Annotated in this window: 20 protein-coding genes; 6 read left to right on the top strand and 14 right to left on the bottom strand. The window is 70.6% G+C overall.

Annotated elements, in window-relative coordinates; all coding sequences use genetic code 11:
- The first annotated feature begins 13 nt into the window (after window positions 1-13).
- Window positions 14-1666, top strand: coding sequence for an amidohydrolase family protein (locus tag Aiant_RS44645; protein ID WP_189335458.1), 1653 nt, complete (start codon window positions 14-16; stop codon window positions 1664-1666).
- 128 nt (window positions 1667-1794) lie between these two features.
- Here Aiant_RS44645 and Aiant_RS44640 read toward each other — a convergent pair whose 3' ends face one another.
- Entirely contained in the window at window positions 1795-2424 is a 630-nt protein-coding gene (locus tag Aiant_RS44640) for a maleylpyruvate isomerase family mycothiol-dependent enzyme (protein WP_189335459.1), read from the bottom strand.
- 78 nt (window positions 2425-2502) lie between these two features.
- Between Aiant_RS44640 and Aiant_RS44635 the strand changes: the two genes are divergently transcribed.
- A complete protein-coding gene (locus Aiant_RS44635) occupies window positions 2503-3456 on the top strand; it encodes an aldo/keto reductase (protein ID WP_189335460.1) in 954 nt (317 codons plus the stop codon).
- On the opposite strand, the gene Aiant_RS44630 is transcribed toward Aiant_RS44635, so the two are convergent.
- The 5 genes from Aiant_RS44630 to Aiant_RS44610 form a co-directional block, all read right to left on the bottom strand.
- On the bottom strand, window positions 3440-3781 hold the full coding sequence (locus Aiant_RS44630) for a DUF6188 family protein (RefSeq protein ID WP_189335461.1): 342 nt from the start codon (window positions 3779-3781) through the stop codon (window positions 3440-3442). The genes Aiant_RS44635 and Aiant_RS44630 overlap by 17 nt on opposite strands.
- Window positions 3782-3790: 9 nt before the next feature.
- Window positions 3791-4921 carry a CaiB/BaiF CoA transferase family protein gene (locus Aiant_RS44625; RefSeq protein WP_189335462.1) on the bottom strand — a complete coding sequence of 377 codons (1131 nt, stop codon included), beginning with the start codon at window positions 4919-4921 and terminating at the stop codon, window positions 3791-3793.
- Window positions 4918-6360: an aldehyde dehydrogenase family protein gene (locus Aiant_RS44620; RefSeq protein ID WP_189335463.1), complete on the bottom strand. Its 1443-nt coding sequence runs from the start codon at window positions 6358-6360 to the stop codon at window positions 4918-4920. Before Aiant_RS44620 ends, Aiant_RS44625 begins: the two co-directional genes overlap by 4 nt.
- A gap of 158 nt (window positions 6361-6518) precedes the next feature.
- A complete protein-coding gene (locus Aiant_RS44615) occupies window positions 6519-6995 on the bottom strand; it encodes an NUDIX domain-containing protein (RefSeq protein ID WP_212846847.1) in 477 nt (158 codons plus the stop codon).
- Window positions 6996-7019: 24 nt separating this feature from the next.
- Complete coding sequence (locus Aiant_RS44610; RefSeq protein ID WP_229831214.1) at window positions 7020-8237, bottom strand: helix-turn-helix domain-containing protein; 1218 nt, start codon at window positions 8235-8237, stop codon at window positions 7020-7022.
- Between the two features lie 92 nt (window positions 8238-8329).
- Between Aiant_RS44610 and Aiant_RS44605 the strand changes: the two genes are divergently transcribed.
- Together Aiant_RS44605 and Aiant_RS44600 are read left to right on the top strand one after the other, a co-directional pair.
- A complete protein-coding gene (locus Aiant_RS44605; RefSeq protein WP_189335465.1) occupies window positions 8330-8518 on the top strand; it encodes a hypothetical protein in 189 nt (62 codons plus the stop codon).
- A 73-nt stretch (window positions 8519-8591) separates the two neighbouring features.
- Window positions 8592-8846, top strand: a complete 255-nt coding sequence (locus Aiant_RS44600) for a hypothetical protein (protein WP_189335466.1) — start codon at window positions 8592-8594, stop codon at window positions 8844-8846.
- A 186-nt stretch (window positions 8847-9032) separates the two neighbouring features.
- On the opposite strand, the gene Aiant_RS44595 is transcribed toward Aiant_RS44600, so the two are convergent.
- Window positions 9033-9356 (bottom strand): nuclear transport factor 2 family protein, encoded by a 324-nt coding sequence (locus Aiant_RS44595; RefSeq protein ID WP_189335467.1) that lies wholly within the window; start codon window positions 9354-9356, stop codon window positions 9033-9035.
- Window positions 9357-9418: 62 nt separating this feature from the next.
- Window positions 9419-10249, bottom strand: coding sequence for an SDR family NAD(P)-dependent oxidoreductase (locus Aiant_RS44590; RefSeq protein ID WP_189335468.1), 831 nt, complete (start codon window positions 10247-10249; stop codon window positions 9419-9421).
- A gap of 58 nt (window positions 10250-10307) precedes the next feature.
- Between Aiant_RS44590 and Aiant_RS44585 the strand changes: the two genes are divergently transcribed.
- Window positions 10308-10964 (top strand): TetR/AcrR family transcriptional regulator, encoded by a 657-nt coding sequence (locus Aiant_RS44585; RefSeq protein WP_189335469.1) that lies wholly within the window; start codon window positions 10308-10310, stop codon window positions 10962-10964.
- A gap of 257 nt (window positions 10965-11221) precedes the next feature.
- On the opposite strand, the gene Aiant_RS44580 is transcribed toward Aiant_RS44585, so the two are convergent.
- From Aiant_RS44580 to Aiant_RS44560, 6 genes are all read right to left on the bottom strand, one after another.
- On the bottom strand, window positions 11222-12007 hold the full coding sequence (locus Aiant_RS44580) for a phosphotransferase (protein ID WP_189335470.1): 786 nt from the start codon (window positions 12005-12007) through the stop codon (window positions 11222-11224).
- 15 nt (window positions 12008-12022) lie between these two features.
- Window positions 12023-12166 carry a hypothetical protein gene (locus Aiant_RS44575; protein ID WP_229831217.1) on the bottom strand — a complete coding sequence of 48 codons (144 nt, stop codon included), beginning with the start codon at window positions 12164-12166 and terminating at the stop codon, window positions 12023-12025.
- Between the two features lie 57 nt (window positions 12167-12223).
- On the bottom strand, window positions 12224-12757 hold the full coding sequence (locus tag Aiant_RS46390) for a site-specific integrase (protein WP_229831219.1): 534 nt from the start codon (window positions 12755-12757) through the stop codon (window positions 12224-12226).
- A 72-nt stretch (window positions 12758-12829) separates the two neighbouring features.
- Window positions 12830-13798 carry an AraC family transcriptional regulator gene (locus Aiant_RS44570; RefSeq protein ID WP_189335471.1) on the bottom strand — a complete coding sequence of 323 codons (969 nt, stop codon included), beginning with the start codon at window positions 13796-13798 and terminating at the stop codon, window positions 12830-12832.
- Window positions 13799-13812: 14 nt separating this feature from the next.
- A complete protein-coding gene (locus Aiant_RS44565) occupies window positions 13813-14784 on the bottom strand; it encodes an AraC family transcriptional regulator (protein ID WP_189335472.1) in 972 nt (323 codons plus the stop codon).
- Window positions 14785-14856: 72 nt separating this feature from the next.
- The gene (locus Aiant_RS44560; protein WP_189335473.1) at window positions 14857-15138 is read right to left on the bottom strand and encodes a hypothetical protein; all 282 of its coding nucleotides are present in this window, start codon (window positions 15136-15138) and stop codon (window positions 14857-14859) included.
- Between the two features lie 404 nt (window positions 15139-15542).
- On the opposite strand from Aiant_RS44560, the gene Aiant_RS44555 reads away from it, so the two are divergent.
- Window positions 15543-16796 (top strand): PP2C family protein-serine/threonine phosphatase, encoded by a 1254-nt coding sequence (locus Aiant_RS44555; RefSeq protein ID WP_189335474.1) that lies wholly within the window; start codon window positions 15543-15545, stop codon window positions 16794-16796.
- Window positions 16797-16900: the final 104 nt, after the last annotated feature.

The following is a 16900-nucleotide window of genomic DNA, read 5'->3' as shown; positions in this document are numbered from 1 at the left end:
TACGCTCCCCGGCATGGAGATCTTCACCATCGCCCATGCCCGGATCTTCGACGGCCGAGAGGTCGTCCCCGCCACCCACCTGCGGGTCGAGAACGGGCTGGTGGCGGCGATCGGGGACGCGTCGATCGCCCGCCCCGGCGACGTGCTGGTGGACGGCAGCGGCGGCACCGTCCTTCCCGGACTGATCGACGCCCACGTGCACCTGCTGCCGGGCTGCACGCGGCTCGCCCCGCTGTTCGGCGTGACCACGCTGATCGACCAGTTCAGCAAGCCGGACGTGATCGAGAAGGAGCGGGCCGCCGGTCCGGTCAGGGCGGATTTCCGTACGTCGGGCGTCGGCGCCACCGCACCCGGCGGGCATCCGACGATCGCGTACGCACCCATCCCGTACCTGACTGGGCCGGACGCGGCTTCGCCGTTCGTCGAGGCGCGGCTGGCCGAGGGCGCCACCCACGTCAAAATGATCTACGACGACGGCTCCGGCGCGATGCTCGACATCCCCAGCCTGGACCCGGCGACCATCGACGCGCTGGTGACCGCCGCGCATCGGCACGGGCTACCGGTGGTGGCGCACGTGTCGACCGCCGCCGGGGCGGTGCACGTCACCCGGCACGGCGTCGACGTCCTGGCCCACGTGCCGTTCGACCGGATGCGCGACGCCGAGGTGCGCGAGGTGGCCCGGTCCGGTGTCGCGGTGATCGCGACCCTGGACATCGTCGACGGCTTCCCGGGGCCGGACGGGCTGCTGCCGTTGCTGGCCGACCCCGGGCTCGCCGACCGCCTCACGCCTCGCTGGCGGCGCGTGCTGCGGGCACAGTCCCGCCGGTGGATGCCGCCGTTCGTCCCGGACGGCGCCGCGGCGAGGGAGAACGTGCTCGCCCTGCTGGAGTCCGGCGTCCGGATCCTGGCCGGCACCGACGCCCCCAACCCGGGACTGGTGCACGGGGCGAGCCTGCACCGGGAACTGGCCCACCTGGTCCACGCCGGCCTGCGCCCGGCCGAGGCCCTGGCCGCCGCCACCAGCCTCCCTGCCGAGGTGTTCGGCCTGGCCGATCGCGGCTGCCTGCGACCGGGCGCCCGCGCCGACCTCGTCCTGGTCGACGGGGACCCGACCACGGTGATCGAGCAGAGCCGGTCGGTGCGGCACACCTGGATCGGCGGCCGCCCGGTCGTGCCCGGCCGGTACCCGGGCAGCCCGGCCGAACGGAACGGCATCGCCTGGCTGCGCGCCTCGACGGACGCCATCACGGCGGCCATCCGTGAGCGGTGGCCGCAGATCCCGGCCCCGGAGCAGGTCGTCCGCGAGGACGGCGAGATCGTCGGCCGCCTGGTGCCGACGGCGGGCGGCTGGCAGGCCGAGACGGTGTTCGGGGCGCCGCTGGGCGACCCCCAGTCCAAGGACGACGCTCGGCGCCTGCTGCTCACGATCGGCCTGAGCGTGCTGGCCGAGCCCTGGTGGATCCGCACGCCCGATGGCGGACCGTGGCGTGAGGCGTCCCTGGTCGAGGTCCGTTCCGACCGGATCCGCCTGCGCTGGACCGATCACACGGTCGCGTCGTACGACCCCCGCGACCTCGACTTCACCACCCGCCCACCGGCAGTGATACAAGATCATCGTGCGTACGCTGCGTTGCCACCGGAGAGTTCCGCTGCCCCCGCTGGATGACGGGGACGACACGAGCCGGTCACTCTGACCGATCCGGCCGGCCGATGAGGAGGTTCGGAGTGGTCGGCACCCGGGGCAGCCGCCTGTTGGTCCGCACCGCCCGGCACCTCCTCGAAGCCGACCTCGCCCTACCCCGAGACGCGGCGGCGTAGCTCCGCGACCCCGTCCCCGGACAGGTCGTCGAGGGCGGGCCGGCGGCCGGTCAGGGCCAGCATCACCGCCTCGCCCGTGCCGCGGACCAGCGGACCGTCACCCCAGGTCCAGCCCAGGTCGGTCGCCTCCCAGCGCAGCCCGAGCGGCCTGCGCCGCGGCACGAAACCGATCGCGCGACCGCCCACCAGGAAGTCCAGCGACGCCCGCAATCGCTCCGGCCGAAGCTCATGGGGCAGCCCCAGCGGCCGGCGGATGTCCTGCCCGTGCACCTGGAGATCGGTGAGCTGCCCCGGATACCCCACGATCGGCGGCCGGAACGGGCTCTCCGCGTGCGCCCGCAGCATCGCGGCGAGCTCGCCGGCCGGGCGGGCCGCCATCCGGGTGGCCAGCATGGCATTGGCCCTGTGCAGCCGGAAGCCGCTGCGGATCAGGATCGGCAGCGCGGACGACTTGGCCGCGGCGACCGCGGCGACCAGGTGACCCACCACCTCCTTGACCGTCCAGGCGCCGCACAGGCTGGGCGTGCGCAACTGCTCGGCGGTCAGCGACTCGACGAGGCCGGCCATCCGGCGGCGCTCGTCGGCGATCATCTCCCTGATCTCCACAGCGGCACGGTACTTGATCTGGAGCGCGCTCCAGGTCCTACGGTCGTCATCGAGACCGGAACTGCGGGGAGATGGACAGTGGAATATCGGGACTTCGGGCGGCTCGGCCGGATCAGCGCGCTCACCCTCGGCGGGGGCGGCATCGGCGGGGTGTGGGGGAGCACCGACCGGGCCGAGGCGACGGCGACGGTGTACGCCGCGATCGACGACGGGATCACCATGCTCGACCTCGCGCCCAGCTACGGCGCGGGCGCGGAGGCCGAGCAGCTGGTCGGCGCGGCGCTGCGCAAACGGCCCGCGCCGGACGTGGCGATCACCTCGAAGGTGCAGCTCGCCGACGACGAGCAGGGCGACGTCGCCGGCCGGATCCGGCGCAGCCTGCACGACAGTCTCACCCGGCTGGGGCGTGACCATCTGGACCTGCTGCTGCTCCACACGCATCTGCGGCCGGACGCGGTCCCGCCGACGCCGTGGACGACGACCTGGAGTGCGTACCGGGACGAGATCGTGCCCGAGTTCGAGCGGCTGCGCGCCGAGGGCCTGGTACGCGGCTGGGGGATCACCGCGGTGGTGCATCCGGACGTCCTGTTCGCCGCGTTCCGGGAGACGCACCGGCCGGACGCGGCCCAGGTCATCGTCAACGCGATGGACCTCGACGGCGGCAACTCGGCGTTCCACGGCACCCCGCCGGCCGGCGACGCCATCGTGCGGGCGGCGAACGCCCACGACGTCGCGGTGATCGGCATCCGTGCCGTGGCGGCCGGGGCGCTGACCTCGACCCTGGACCGGGTGCTCCCGGCGGACGATCCGGTGGCCGGCGACTTCGTCCGGGCGGAACCGTTCCGCAAGCTCGCGGCCGACCTGGGCCAGACGCCGGCCGCGCTCGCCCACCGCTACGCGCTGAGTGTCCCCGGCGTCGCGACCGTGGTCCTGGGCGTGAAGAACCGCACCGAGCTCGCCGAGTGCGTGACCGCCGAGGCGCTCGGGCCGCTGACCGCCGAGGAACTGGCCGCGATCAGCGCCATCCGGTGAGGCGCCACGGCTCACCGACCGTGTACGCCTCCGCCTCACCGGAAACCACGAGGACGGCACCGGAATCCGTTCGCACGTGCAGCGCTCCGGTGTCGTCGACCAGAGCCTCCTCGACGGTCCGGTCGTGCAGGGCGAGGGCCGCGGTCAGCCAGGCCACGTCGTCGTCCGCGGTGCCACTGACCTCGCCGATCGTCCAGGTGGCGTCGATGTACAGCCGCGCCTCGACGGCCGGCGTGGGCCGGTTGTCGCAGAAGACGAGGACCGGCCAGGCCCCGCGATACCCGATCTCCGCCACGAACGTGCCGGCCAGCCGTTCCACCTCCACGCGGGCAGTCTATTTCTCGCCGGGGTGCACCAGGGGGTTCGTCCCGGCGAGCCAGCCGCGAACCGTGGCGGCGTGCTCGTCCACCGTGGGCGGCGCGGCCGGTGGCGGCAACGATCCCGACGAATACCGGACCGGGTGCCGAATCTGCCCGTCGACCAGCGGCGCAAGGCCGAGCGACGCGGCCCGGTCGATCGCCTGCCCGATGTCCCGCACCACCCCGGCGGCAACCCCGGCCGCGGTCAGCCGTTCCTCCCACACCGCCGCGGAAGCCCCCGCCAGCGCTTCCTCCAGCAGGGCGACGAGCGCCTCCCGGTGCGCCACCCGCGACGGATTGTCCCGGAATCGGGCATCCCCGGCCAGCGACGGAATGCCGAGCACCTCGCAGAGCCGGGCGAACTGCCGGTCGTTCCCACAGGCCACCGCGATCGGCACGTCCGCACACCGCAACGTCTCGTAGGGCGCGATCGACGGATGCCGGTTACCCATCCGCCCCGGCGCCACCCCGGTCGCCAGATATCCGGAAGCCTGATTCACCAGCCCGCCCAGCAGACTGGACATCAGGTCGACCTGCACATGGTCCCCGAGACCGGTTTCCCGCCGCCGATGCAATGCCGCCAGGATGCCGATCGTCGCGTCCTTCGCGGTCAGCACGTCGACCAGGGCCACACCGACCTTGAGCGGCTCGCCGCCGGCCTCCCCGGTGATGCTCATCAGCCCACCGACGGCCTGCACCAGAAAGTCGTATCCGGGCAGATCCGCCTCCGCCCCGAACCCGGTGACCGAGCAATACACCACGCCCGGATTGACCGCCGCCACCGATTCATAATCCAGGCCGAAACGAGTCAACTTCAGGTTCTGTACGACCACATCGGCGCGTTCCGCCAGCGCGAACGCCGTCGCCCGGTCCCCGGGGTCGAAGAAGTCCAGCGCGATGCTGTACTTGCTGCGGTTCAACCCTTCGAAATACGACGACGAGCGCGCACCCCAGGGCGGCCCCCACGATCGGGTGTCGTCCCCGGACCCGGGTCGCTCGACCTTGATCACCACGGCGCCCAGATCGGCCAGGGTCATGGTGGCCAGCGGCCCGGCGAGCACCCGGCTGAAGTCGGCCACCACCAGCCCGGACAGCGGCCCGCTCACCCGCGCACCTCCCGCCGCGGCACACCCCAAGGGTTGTCGTCGCGCAATGCCGGCGGCAGCGCCGCGGCCGGAACGTCCTGATAGGTGACCGGCCGCAGGAACCGCCGCAGCGCCCCGGCCCCGACCGACGTGTGCTGCGGCGCGGTGGTCGCCGGCCACGGCCCGCCGTGCTGCTGCCCCCACCCGACGACCACGCCGGTCGGCCAGCCGTCCACGATCACCCGCCCGGCGATCCCGGACAGCGCCGCCACCAGCCCCGGCACCTCCGGGTCGTCCGGACCGCCGCCGTGCACCGCCGCCGCCAGGCTGCCCGGCAGCTGCGGCAGCACCTCGGCGAGATCGGTGTACGAGGCGACCAGCGCCACCGGCCCGAAGCACTCCTCGAGGAACGGCCCGATCGCGTCGACGCCCAGCACCGTGGGCGCCGCCGCCCATCCGCCGTCGGCCGGCGCGGTCGTGGCGAGCACCCGGGCACCCGCCGCCCGCAGCGAGGCGACCCCGGACGCGTAGCTCGCGGCGATCCGCTCGGTGAGCATCCACCCCTGCGGCGCGGCGTCGGTCAGCGCCCGCGCGACCCGGGACTCCAGGTCGCTGCCGGCCGGGACCAGCAGCAGCCCCGGCTTGGTGCAGAACTGGCCCATCCCCTGGGTGAACGACGCCACGAACCCGGCCGCGATCTCGTCGGCCCGCCGCGCCGCGCCCCGGGCGGTCACCACGACCGCGTTGACCGTGCCCATCTCGGCGTACACCGGGATCACCCGCTCCCGCGCCGCCGCCTGCCGCCACAGCGCGAGGCCGCCCTGCTGGGAACCGGTGAAGGCGACCGCGCTGATCGCCGGGTGGTCGACCAGGCGACGGCCCGCGTCGTACCCCGCAATCAACGACAACGCACCGGGCGGCGCGGCCGGGGCCGCGAGCGCGAACAGCGCGGCGGACAGGCGCGGATGCGCCGGATGGGCCTTGACCACCACCGGGCAGCCCGCGGCCAGGGCGGTCGCCGTGTCGTGCCCGAGCACCCCGAACCCGAACGGGAAGTTGCTGGCCCCGAAGACCGCGACCGGACCGAGCGGTACCTGAACCTTGCGCAGTTCAGGACGCCCGGGTCCGGTTTCGATCACCGCCTCGAGCCACGAGCCCTCCCGCGCCACCCCGGCGTAGAACCGGAACGCGGCCGCCGCCCGCTGCGCCTCCCCGGTCAGGCGCGGCATCCCGAGCGCGACCTCCTCGTCGGCCAGAGCGGCCAGCTCGGTCCGGTTCGCGTCGAGCGCGTCCGCAATCGCCTCCAGCCAGCCCGCCCGTTCCTGCGGCGACGCCGCGGCAACGGCCGGGGCCGCCGCCGCGGCGGCCGCGACAGCCGTGTCGACCTCGTCCGGCGCCGACTCCGCCGGAGCCGGCACGGACCGCCCGGTCCGCGGATCAAAAGACCATGCCTCGGTCACTGAGCGTTCATCCTCACGCAGATTTCCGGTACGTCCATCGCCTCGTCCACCAGCCCGACCAGCTGTTCACCGCCCCTGTCGACGTGCGGGCGCCCGCTCGGCGTACCCCGCTCGCGCTCTTCGATCCGATCTTGCCATCTTTGCGTGAAACGTCCGCTCTAATGTGATGAGTCTTCGGGCCCGACACCATGCTCCGCGTAAGCTGGAATGCCCCTGACCTTGGCGGTGACGGCAGTCCTGATGCGACGAGATAGGCGTTCAGATAGGTATCCGTCTAATTCATCCATGGCAACGAACCTTGCTTCTGACAGTTCGCCGTCATTGAAGCTGATCTCGGAGTGTCGCGGAAGCCGGCCCGCGTCGAAAATAAATAGTATTTTGTCACCCTCGTTTTCTGCCGGAGCCCAATCGATAACCAGGTGGTTCTTCACAGATACCGATACCCCGAGTTCTTCCTGGATTTCACGGATGCAAGCCGCTCTCGGAGACTCGCCTGACTCGACATACCCACCAGGAATATCCCACCCCTCCTTGTAGGTGGGCTTCACTAGCAGGACGCGTCCGGCTTCATCGAAGAAGAGAGCGCCAGCGGCTACGCGCGGAGTGGCCAATCGAGGAATTTCCGGGGTCGTCACATCGAGCAGCGTAGAGCGGGTGGGTCAGTCCAGCACGCGTAGACGCCGCGCCAGGCCTACCAACTCTGTGGAAGGCTTGCCGCGCTGCTGTCTGATCCAGGTGAGGACGAGTTGGCGACCGAGGTAGTGGTGCCGGACCTGTTCGGGGGCCATCTGCTCGGCATCGAGCAGGACGGACAGCGCTTCGTCCCGGCGGTTCCACGCGCCGTAGGCCCGGGACATCTCCAGGGCGTGACGGACTCGGCGCTCCATCGGAAGGCCGGTGGTGTTCACCCGCGGTCCGAGGTCGATCGCGACCTGGACGTTCCCAAGCTCTCCGGCGGCGGCGACTCGGTGGATCGCTACGTTCGTCGGTCCGAAGGCCGTCCACAGGTGGTTGGCATCCGTGCCGAGCCGGCCCGCGGCCTCGTCGGCGGCAGTGAGGAAGGTTCGGGCTGTTCCGGCGTCGTTCGCCCGGGCGGCGGCAACCGAACCGCCCAGCAATAGGGTCCCGTAGACGGACAGCAACTCCGGCCCGGATTCGGTTAGGTGCTGGTCCAGGTAGTCGGCGGCGTCGGTGGTGAGTCGCACGGCGTCCTGGTAGCGCCCGGTGGACAGCAGCGCATGACTGACCGAGCGGAACAGCGACCCGGTGATCGCCGGGTCTCCCACGGGGCGGACGACAGAGAGACCGCGGTCGGCCGCGATCCACGCGAGGTCGCTTTCGCCCAGCTTGGTGAGCTGCGTCGCGGCCAACTGGTAGGTGAGGCCAAGCAAACTGCGGCCTTCCTCCTGCTCGCGGCCGTCCAGCTCGTCGGCGGCGGCCTGTGCTTGGCGAAGTAGACCGGGAAGCTGACCGGTGACGAACCCGAACCTGGACGCCTGATAGGCGTTCCAGAGCTTCGCAGTCTCCTTGCGTAGGTCGTCCAGGTCGGGCGGAACGGAGCTGTCGCCCCGGGCGCCGAGAGCGGTGATCGTCCGGTATTCCGTGAGGGCGGCACGCAGTGCTGGCACCGTCTCCATCCCGCTGTCCGCGGTCCATTCGACCAGTGACGGCTCGGCGAGCAGGTCGCCGAGCGAGACGTCCAAGACGTCGGCGAGTGACTTGATCACCGAGAGGCGGTCAAGCTCGATGCGGTTGTTCTCGATCTTCCCGAGCCAGTCCGCGGTGCGGCCGATGAGGCCGGCAAGCACCTCCTGAGACAGGCCCCGCCTGCGGCGATACCAGGCGACTCGCTCGCCGATCGTCAGTTTGGTGGTCATGCCGTGCATCCGCTGACCTTCCCCGCATGGAGATCGGCGACCCCGGAATGATTTTCCGGGGTCTGGGGCGGTTTTGGCCACAGCCTGTCTCCATGACCGTTCTCAGCCCTTCCGTCCCGGACGGTGCCTTCCGCTCGTGCGCCGGCGTGGGCTGGAAGTACACGAGCCATCGGACCGCCCTGCGGATGGTGGCGCAGACCTGCCGGGACTCCCGGATCACGGCCCAGCGCTCCGGCATGGACTGCGGCGGGCGTGGCCATCTGGCTGGGACGGCCTCATGAGCTGGCACCGGGGCGGGTGCCGGCTCTGAAGCCCGCCCGCCTCGGTGTCCTCCGATCTGGTGGGGGAGGATCCGTGATTCCGCGTCCTGGGGATGTCGTGATCGTGGACGGCAAGGCGTCGGTGCAGTTCGCCGATACACGCGGGCTGTTGTTCCGAGTGATCTCCGTCAGTGATAGGTCGACCTACGAGGGCTGGACCTGGCTTCAGGGCTACTCGATAAACAGCGCGGGCGTCGCGATCGAGCGCCGCGAGATCTTCGTTCGTCATGACGGCCTCCGGCATTACCAGGCCCGACCGGTCCGTCCGAGCGTGGGGAGCGGCAAGTGAGCGTCTTCCTGCCCGCCGGCGGCCGTGAGCAACTGGAGTTCGCGCAAGCTCAGCTTGGCCGGGTGCCTCGACCGGAAGAGGTCGGGACGCCCAAGGGGTGGCCTGGCTGGCTCCAGGCGTCGTCCGCGATCCCGTTGTCTGTTCACCGCCCGGGGCAGCTGTCAACCAGCCCCCGGCGGTGACGAATCAGACCGGCTCGATCGCGAGGTCGGTGATCTTGTCGTGCTTGATGGCGAACATGAGTGCGAAGGACAGCGGCCCTCCGGGGAAGTCGCCGTCGCCGGAGGCGATCAGCCGGTCGCCGGCGAACGAGGTCGGCGTGAGCACGACCTTGGGGTCGATCAGATGCCCCTGGATCCACTCGCGAAGTTCGGCTTCGCCGGTCCAGGTCTTCCCGGCGTCGCGGACCGTGGCTGTGTCGCTGAAGACCGTGGCCAGCGAGGTGGCGTCGTGTGCGTTGGTGGCCGCGATGAAGTCGCCGACGGCCTTGGGCAGAGTGATGACGCTCATGGTGTTCTCCGGTTCTCCAGGGTGCCAGGACGCGGGGGCGTGCTGGCATGTGTCCCGGTAGGTCAGAAGTCCGCGCTGCGCGAAAGCTTCTCGTTCGCGCGCAGCTCGGCGAGTGCTTTCTCGTGCATCGCGACCACGGCGTCGTAGCCGGAGTTGCCGAGCACGATCCGGTGCGGCGGAACGGGTGCGTTCATCGCGCTGATCACGGCTTGCACGCCACGAACGGGGTCACCTGCCTGCTTGCCGTCAGCGTCCACGAACGCCGCCCTGACGGCCTCGACCATCGGCACGTAGGCGTCGACGGTCTCGTTGACGGGCTCGTTCTGGAAGTAGGAGAAGGCGCTGGTACGGAATGCGCCCGGCTCCACGACGAGCACGCGTACGCCGAACGGCTCGACTTCCTGGCGCAGTGTCTCGGACAGTCCTTCGATCGCGAACTTCGCCGCCGCGTAGTAGCCGAACCCCTGTGCGCCGACGAGGCCGGCCACCGACGACATGTTCACGATCCAGCCGTCGCCGCGTGCCCGCATACCCGGCAGGACCGCGCGGATCACCTCGGCCACGGCGAACAGGTTGAGGTCGAACGTGCGGCGGATCGTCTCGTCGGGTGCCCCCTCGATCGAGCCGTACCAGCCACGGCCCGCGCTGTTGACGAGCACGTCGATGCCGCCGAACCGCTCCTCTGCCGTCCTGACCGCGGCGCGCACCTGGTCGGCATCGGTGACGTCGAGCTGAAGGACCAGGACACGGTCACCGTGCGGTCCGGCCCACTCGCGCAGCTCCGCCGGCCGGCGGGCGGTCACCATCACCTGATCGCCCTGGGCCAGCGCAGCCTCGGCATAGGCCGATCCGAATGCTCCGGGCGTGCCGCCGGTGATGAACCAAGTCCTCATGGACTTCTCCTTCCGCTATACAGAGCACTGTAGCGCTATGTAAGCTACTATAGCAAGCATGCGGAATGCACGGGATCGACTCCTGCTGGCCACGGCGGAGTTGCTGGAGAGCGGCGCGGCGGTGTCCACGAGAGCGGTGTGCGATCGCGCCGGGGTGCAGGCCCCGACGCTGTATCACCACTTCGGCAACAAGCAGGGCCTGATCGACGCGGTGGCCAACCACGGCTTCACCCAGTTCACGGCGGTCGAGAGCTCGGGCGACCCGCTGGACGACCTGCGCGAGGGCTGGGACAGGCACGTGCGGTTCGGGCTGGAGCACCCGTCGTTCTACGGGCTGCTGTACGGTCGCGCCGAGCCGGGAAAGCCCTGCGCCGTCACCGCTCCCGCACACGCCGCGCTGCGCGAGCGATTCACCGCTGCCGCCGCCCGGGGGCTGCTCAAGGTGCCGGCGGCCGACGCCGCCGAGCAGCTGTTCGCCGCCAACATCGGCATCACGCTCACCTTGATCAGCCAGCCGGAGCCGGACTTCGGGCTCTCCGCCCGCGTCCGCGAGGCCGCGCTCGCCGGAGTGCTGCACACGCCTTCCACCGAGGCCTCGACCACCCGTGCCAGCGCGGCGCTGACGTTGCGCGCCCTGGTCGACGACGACCCGGGCGACCTCACTCCCGGCGAACGCGGACTGCTCGGCGAGCTGCTGGAGCGCCTGGCTCGCTAGGTGGTGTCTTCAAAGGATCATGGCCGTGGACGATGTACGGCGTGGTCCGCCGCCGATGCCGCTCCAATCGCAGCAGGAACCGGACGCCCTGCGCTGCGTCCTGGTGGGTGCCGATCGGGTCCTCGGGCAGCGCTTCGGGTAGCCAGGACTGCCACCACCCGTTCTCATGGCCGGAGATCGGGGCGATGTAGCCGATGAACGTCGTGTGCTTGCCGGGATGGGTGTCCGGTGCGTCGTCGCTGTTGGTGCGGCCATCGTTAGGTGTTTCCTGACCTATGCCGGTACGTCAACCACCGGCCGGTCCAGCCCGCCAGATCGCGCATCCACCCTGCGGTGCTCTGGCTCGACTTGAACGCCCACTTCTCGGCGTTCTTAGCCGCGAAATCGTCGAGGACTGAGGCGTCGGCCTTGCTCCAGGCCGAGTGCTGGGCCAGCCAGGTCTCGGCTTGTCGCGAGGTGTGGCCGCTGCCGATCAGCCAGGGGACGAGCATGGCCAGCTCGACCCACGGCGCGGCTTTGGTTGCCATCGCCCAGTCGACGATCCGCAGGCCGTGCGGGGTGATGATGAGGTTGGCCGGTCCTAGGTCGGTGTGCACGAGCGTGTCGCCGTTCATCGCCGGGTGCTCGAACCCGAGCCGCCCTTTCGGGGTGAACAGCCCCACGTCCGGCGCCGGCGTCTTACCCAGCACCGTTAGGGCTTCGCCGAGAAGGTCCAGGTCGGGGCTGCCCGGGGACAGGTCGGCGTGCGGGCCGTCGCAGTGCTCGAACCCGACGACGAGCCAGCCGGCCGTCTCGAAGTGCCACCGGACCGCGGGTGAGTGCGGCACGCTGACGGCCTCACTCACTCGCAGCTCGAAGCGCAGTGACCGAACCCCGAAGTCACTGTGAGCAGCCTTCACGAACACCTTTCCAGCCGTTCCGGTGACGGTGGCGGCTATCTCCGCGTGGTCACCGGTGCTGGCCGGGATGGCGTGAGTGCCGCCGACCCGGTCGGCGACCTCGTTCGTGACGGCCTCGGGTAGCGAGGTCCAGTCGATGCGCATCGGTCAGGTGGCCTTTCAGATCCCGGGGTTCGGTGGGCAGCAGGACTTCGCTTCGCTGTCCCAGAATTCGGGGTCGATGTAGTAGCCGGTCGCCTTGAGTGCCTGGCGGGTGTATTCCATGGAGGAGCCGTCCGTCATGCCCTCGGTCAGGATCGGCACGTGGTGTACGAAGTCTCCCGCGATCTGTTCGCAGGCGGCGGCGTACGGCTCGGTGTGTTACGGCGACACGTGCCAGGCCGCGTCGACCGGTTCGGTGGGGACGACGCGGTAGGAGCGGCCGTCGGGCAGCAGGCGGCCGAAGTCGGGGTCGTGCCGCGAGACGGTGTAGCCGGCCGTGGTGCGCTGACGTTCGACGAACAACAGCCCGCGGTCGAGGTCGACGGCCACCCATGTGAGGCCGCAGAGCTCGCCACGCCGCAGGCCGCGGAGCGCGGCGAGCCACCAGAACGCGAACAGGGAGTCCTCGACGTTGGTCTCCAGGAACGTGGCGAGCTGTTTCGCGGTCCACACGGCGACTGTCGGGTGTTCGCCGGTGAGTTCCCAGTGCTCGACGCGGCCGTCGGTCCAGACCTGGGCGTGCGGGCGCCGGTAGCCGGCGATCTCGATGTGCCGGGCCGGGTTGCTGCCGATCAACTCCTCGCGGACGGCGAGGTTCAGCGCGGCTCGCAGGGTGGTGTGTAGATGGTTGAGCGCCGACGGTGACTGCGGCAGACCCTTGGCGCTAGTGGTCTGCGCTATCTCGGCGAACACCGCGCGCAGCAGCGGGCCGTCGAGATCACTGAGCCGGTAGTGGCCGAGGCGAGGGATCAGGACGGCGTGGGTCTAGTTGCGCAGGGTCTGGGAGGGGGTGGTGCCGTAGGTGTGGTGGTAGGTGGCGGTGAAGCGGCTGTGGTTGGCGAAGCCCCAGCGTTGGGCGACGGCGAAGACGGTGGTGGTGGTCGGATCGGCGGCTTGCAGGTCCTGGTGGACGTGGTGGAGGCGGACACGGCGTAGGTAGGCGGTCGGGGTGGTGTCGAGGTGGCGGCGGAAGGCGAGCTGGAGGGTGCGGATGGTGACGTGGGCGGCGGCGGCGATGTCGGCGGCGCTGATGTCGCGGTGGGCGTTGTCGTCGATGAAGCTGATGGCGCGGCGCAGGCATTCGGGGTGCGCGTCGTGGCGGTCCTCGATGGTCGGGTCGGTCAGGGCGGTGTTGGCGAAGGTGGTCAGGGTGGCCGTGGCGAGCAGTTGCGCGGCGTTGCCGAGCACGAGCGGGGTGACGGCTTCGGGGTTGCGCAGGACGTCGGCGAGATAGCAATAGGTGTCCCACCAGTACGCGGCGACTGCGGGTGTGGTCGGGTCGAGGCTGGTGAAACGCAGCGGTGCGGGTCGGCGGCCGGGGGCGGTGGCCGCGACGCGGGCCAGCAGGCCGGAGTCGAGGGCGGCGGAGAAGATTTCGCTGGGTAGCCACCGCACCGTGTAGGGCAGATCGGGGTCGGTAGCGATGTACAGGTCCCCGGGGCCGTAGCGCTGCTCGACACCGCCACAGGTGCGCTGCATGCGGCCGGTGGCCATTCGGTTGATCGCGATGGTGTGCAGCGGTGCGGCGCGGATGTCCAGGATGGCGGCGGTTTGTTCGAGGGTGTCGAGGGTGAATGCTCCGGCGTCGGTGCGGTCGTAACGCAGCCGGGGCCGGTCGGTGTCGCTGTGCAGGCGCATGCCCGTGTATGCGTTACTGAGGAATTGTTCGATCGCGTCCGCGCCGGTGAGCGTGTACGTGCTGGTCTGCAGGGCGGCCTGGTCGGTGGTGGTCATGGTGGCGTCTCCGGTCAGGTGCGCAGGGTGTGGCTAGGTGTCTGGCCGTAGGTTTTGCGGTAGGCGGCGGTGAAGCGGCTGTGATCGGGGAAGCCCCAGCGGCGGGCGATGCCGGCCACGGTGGCCCCGGTGGTCGGGTCGGCGGCCTGCAGGTCGCGGTGGGCGTGTTCGAGACGGACCTTTAGCAGGTAGCCGGTGGGGGTGGTGTCGTAATGGCGGCGGAACCCGGCTTGCAGGGCGCGGGCGCTGAGCCCGGCGGAGGCGGCGATCTGGTCGACGGTGATCGTTTCGGCGGCGTGGGCGTCGATGTAGGCGACTGCCCGACGGATGGCGGTCGGGGTGACCCGGCCGGGCCCGGGGGTGTAGTCGACGGTCATGGTGGTGTTCGGAAAGACGCTCAGGGCGGCGGTGGCGGCGGTGTCGATCGCGGCGTCGAGTAGCAGGGCGGGGATGCTGGCATCGGCCGGGCCGGCAAGGAGCCGGGTCAGGTAGGCGATGGTGGCCAGCCACTGCCGGTTACCGGCAGGGTTCGTGGCGGTCATCGCCTCGAACCGGAAGTGCGCCTCGGCGGCGCCGGCCCGGGCCGCGAGGCGGGTCACCGTCGATAAGGGAAGGTGCAGGACCTGATGGGTCATCCGGTCCATCACCACGTCCAGACCGACGTCGGGCGGGTACAGCAGCACTTCGCCGCGAGCGACCCGCGCGTGTTGCCGGCCGGCGGTCACGTCGAATCGGCCGTCGAGAAGGCTGACGATCAGCAACGACTGGAACGGCACCGTTTTCATCGCCAGGCAAGCCTGGTAGGTGAGTTGATCCACGGCCAACGTGCCGGCGGCGGCCGACGCGGAGCGGAACTCGAACCCGTCGGCGCTGCCCACCACCCGGGTGTGGTGCTCGACGTAGCGCCGGCTCATCAGTTCCTGGACCTCGCCGAGATTGTCCGACTGCAGCGAGGCCCGGGTGATCGGCACTGACGTCAGGGACACGGCCGTCCTCCGTTCTCGCGCTCGCGCCGATCGGTCGACCGCGACGCCGGGCTTACGCGAATTCCGTCGCAGCTACCCGAACAACGATGCCGCAAACGGCGCTGTGTTGACGCCTCGTCCCTCGCACGTGTGCATGAAAAGGTGGAAGACGCAACCGGTCCGTCTCCGGCCCTGGAACGGGCCCTGGCGCTGCGCGCCGAGGTCGCCCGCGCACACGCCCGCGCCCTCGAGCACGCCGCCGTTGCCGGTCAGATGTCCGATCGCGCCGCCGCTGCCCGGCACGATGCCGTACTGGCCGGCGAGCGTGCCCGTCAACTGCGCGCCGATCAGCTGCGTCGCGCAGGGCTCATCCATTCGCTCATGTCCTTCGCCAACCACTGCAAGCACACACGTCAAGACGAACGCCGGCCGTGCTGCTCACCCTGGGTAAGCCGGCTTCCGAGGCTTGACGTCCTGCTGGAGCGTGCAGGGTGGCTGAGCGGCAACGATCCCGCGATGATCGGCGGGTGATCGGATGTCGGCGGCCGTTGCAACACGGCGGCGGCTGAATCAGCACGTTCGTCATGGTGCCGCGGGCCGCGCTGCCCGGGGCATCCAGCACTCGGCAGGGCGGACTGCTCGGCTCGCCGTCGCGGCGGTACTGACCGCGGCCACCAGTTCACCACTCTCCTCGATCGGGCGGATCGCCCTGCTGTTCGCCGGCATCTGCCCTCGCTTGCGCATACGGTGACCGATACGGACATCCGTATGCTGCCGATATGGATCCGTCGGTAGAGGTGGCGCTGTCCGGGATGCTGGCGGCTGCCGAGGCGGCGACACCAGTGAACGCGGTGGAGGCCGTCACCCGAGAACTCGGTGCGGCGCTGCATGCCAGGAGCGTTTCGTTCTTGATCACCGACCTCAGCGGCCGGGCTCTGGTCCGGCTGGCCCACGTTCCGCTCGGTCCGGTGGACGGCCGCCGTGACGGCGGCGAGGTGGCGACGGTGTTGCCGTTCGACGGCGGCCCGCAGGAGAAGGCGTTACGCACGCAGGCGGTGCAGGTCACCGGCGGCGACCCGGCATGGACGGTGCTGGCGCCGGTGACCGAACGCGGCGAGGTGATCGGCCTGCTGGAGATCGTCGTTCCGGCCGAGCCCACACCTCAGGCGCTCGCGGAGATCGCGCGGACCGCACACGCCCTCGCGTTCGTGGTGATCGCCAACCGCCGCCACACCGATCTGTTCGAGTGGGGACAGCGCACCACCCGATTCAACCTCTCCGCCGAAATCCAGCGCCGGCTGCTTCCGAGCGCGTTCACCTGTGAAGGTGGCTCGTTCACCCTGTCCGGCTGGCTGGAGCCGGCGGCGAGCATCGGCGGGGACACCTTCGACTACAGCCTGGCCCGCGACGCCCTGCACTTCAGCGTCACCGACGCGATGGGCCACGGTGTGACCAGCGCGCTGATCGCCACCCTGGGCGTGGGCAGCCTGCGTAACTCCCGGCGCGCCGGGCACAGCCTGATCGAGCAGGCGGACCGGGCGGGCGCCGCGATCGCCGAGCACGCTCCGGTCCGGGGCGCCTTCATGACTGCCGTCCTCGGACGTCTTGATCTCACCAGTGGCCGGTGCGAGTTCGTCAACGCCGGGCACGTGCCGCCTATTCTGATCCGCCGCGGCCACCCCGAGGAGTTGACGCTGCCCCGCAACCTCGGCATCGGCATGTTCCCCCAGCGCGAGATCCGCGCTGGTGCGGTGACGTTGGAACCCGGCGATCGCCTGGTCGTCGTCACCGACGGCATGCTCGAACGCAAAGCCGCTGCCCTCGACCTGCCGGCCCGTCTTCGGTCACTGACCGCCCTGCATCCCCGTGAGGCCGTACGTGCTCTGGCCGACGGAGTGCTGGACGTGGCCGGTCCCACGTTGGAAGACGACGCCACCCTGCTGATCATCGACTGGCACGGACATCACGGACGGCCACGCCGTACCAGTGCCGGCGCGGACGTGTCCGCCGCGACCTCGGCCGACGGCCGCTGACCGCACTGCGCGCTCACGCCGCCATGCCCCCTCGGTCGCCTCCACCGCGTTGTAGATGTCCGCAGGCTCGGGCTGCGCCGATGTGCCTGGGTCAGGGAGTTTGC

Origin of the sequence: Actinoplanes ianthinogenes (genome assembly GCF_018324205.1) — a bacterium.
In the GTDB taxonomy this organism is placed as follows: Bacteria; Actinomycetota; Actinomycetes; order Mycobacteriales; family Micromonosporaceae; genus Actinoplanes; species Actinoplanes ianthinogenes.
Note: the sequence above shows the minus strand (reverse complement) of the source record. Positions and strands in the feature narration are given on the sequence as shown.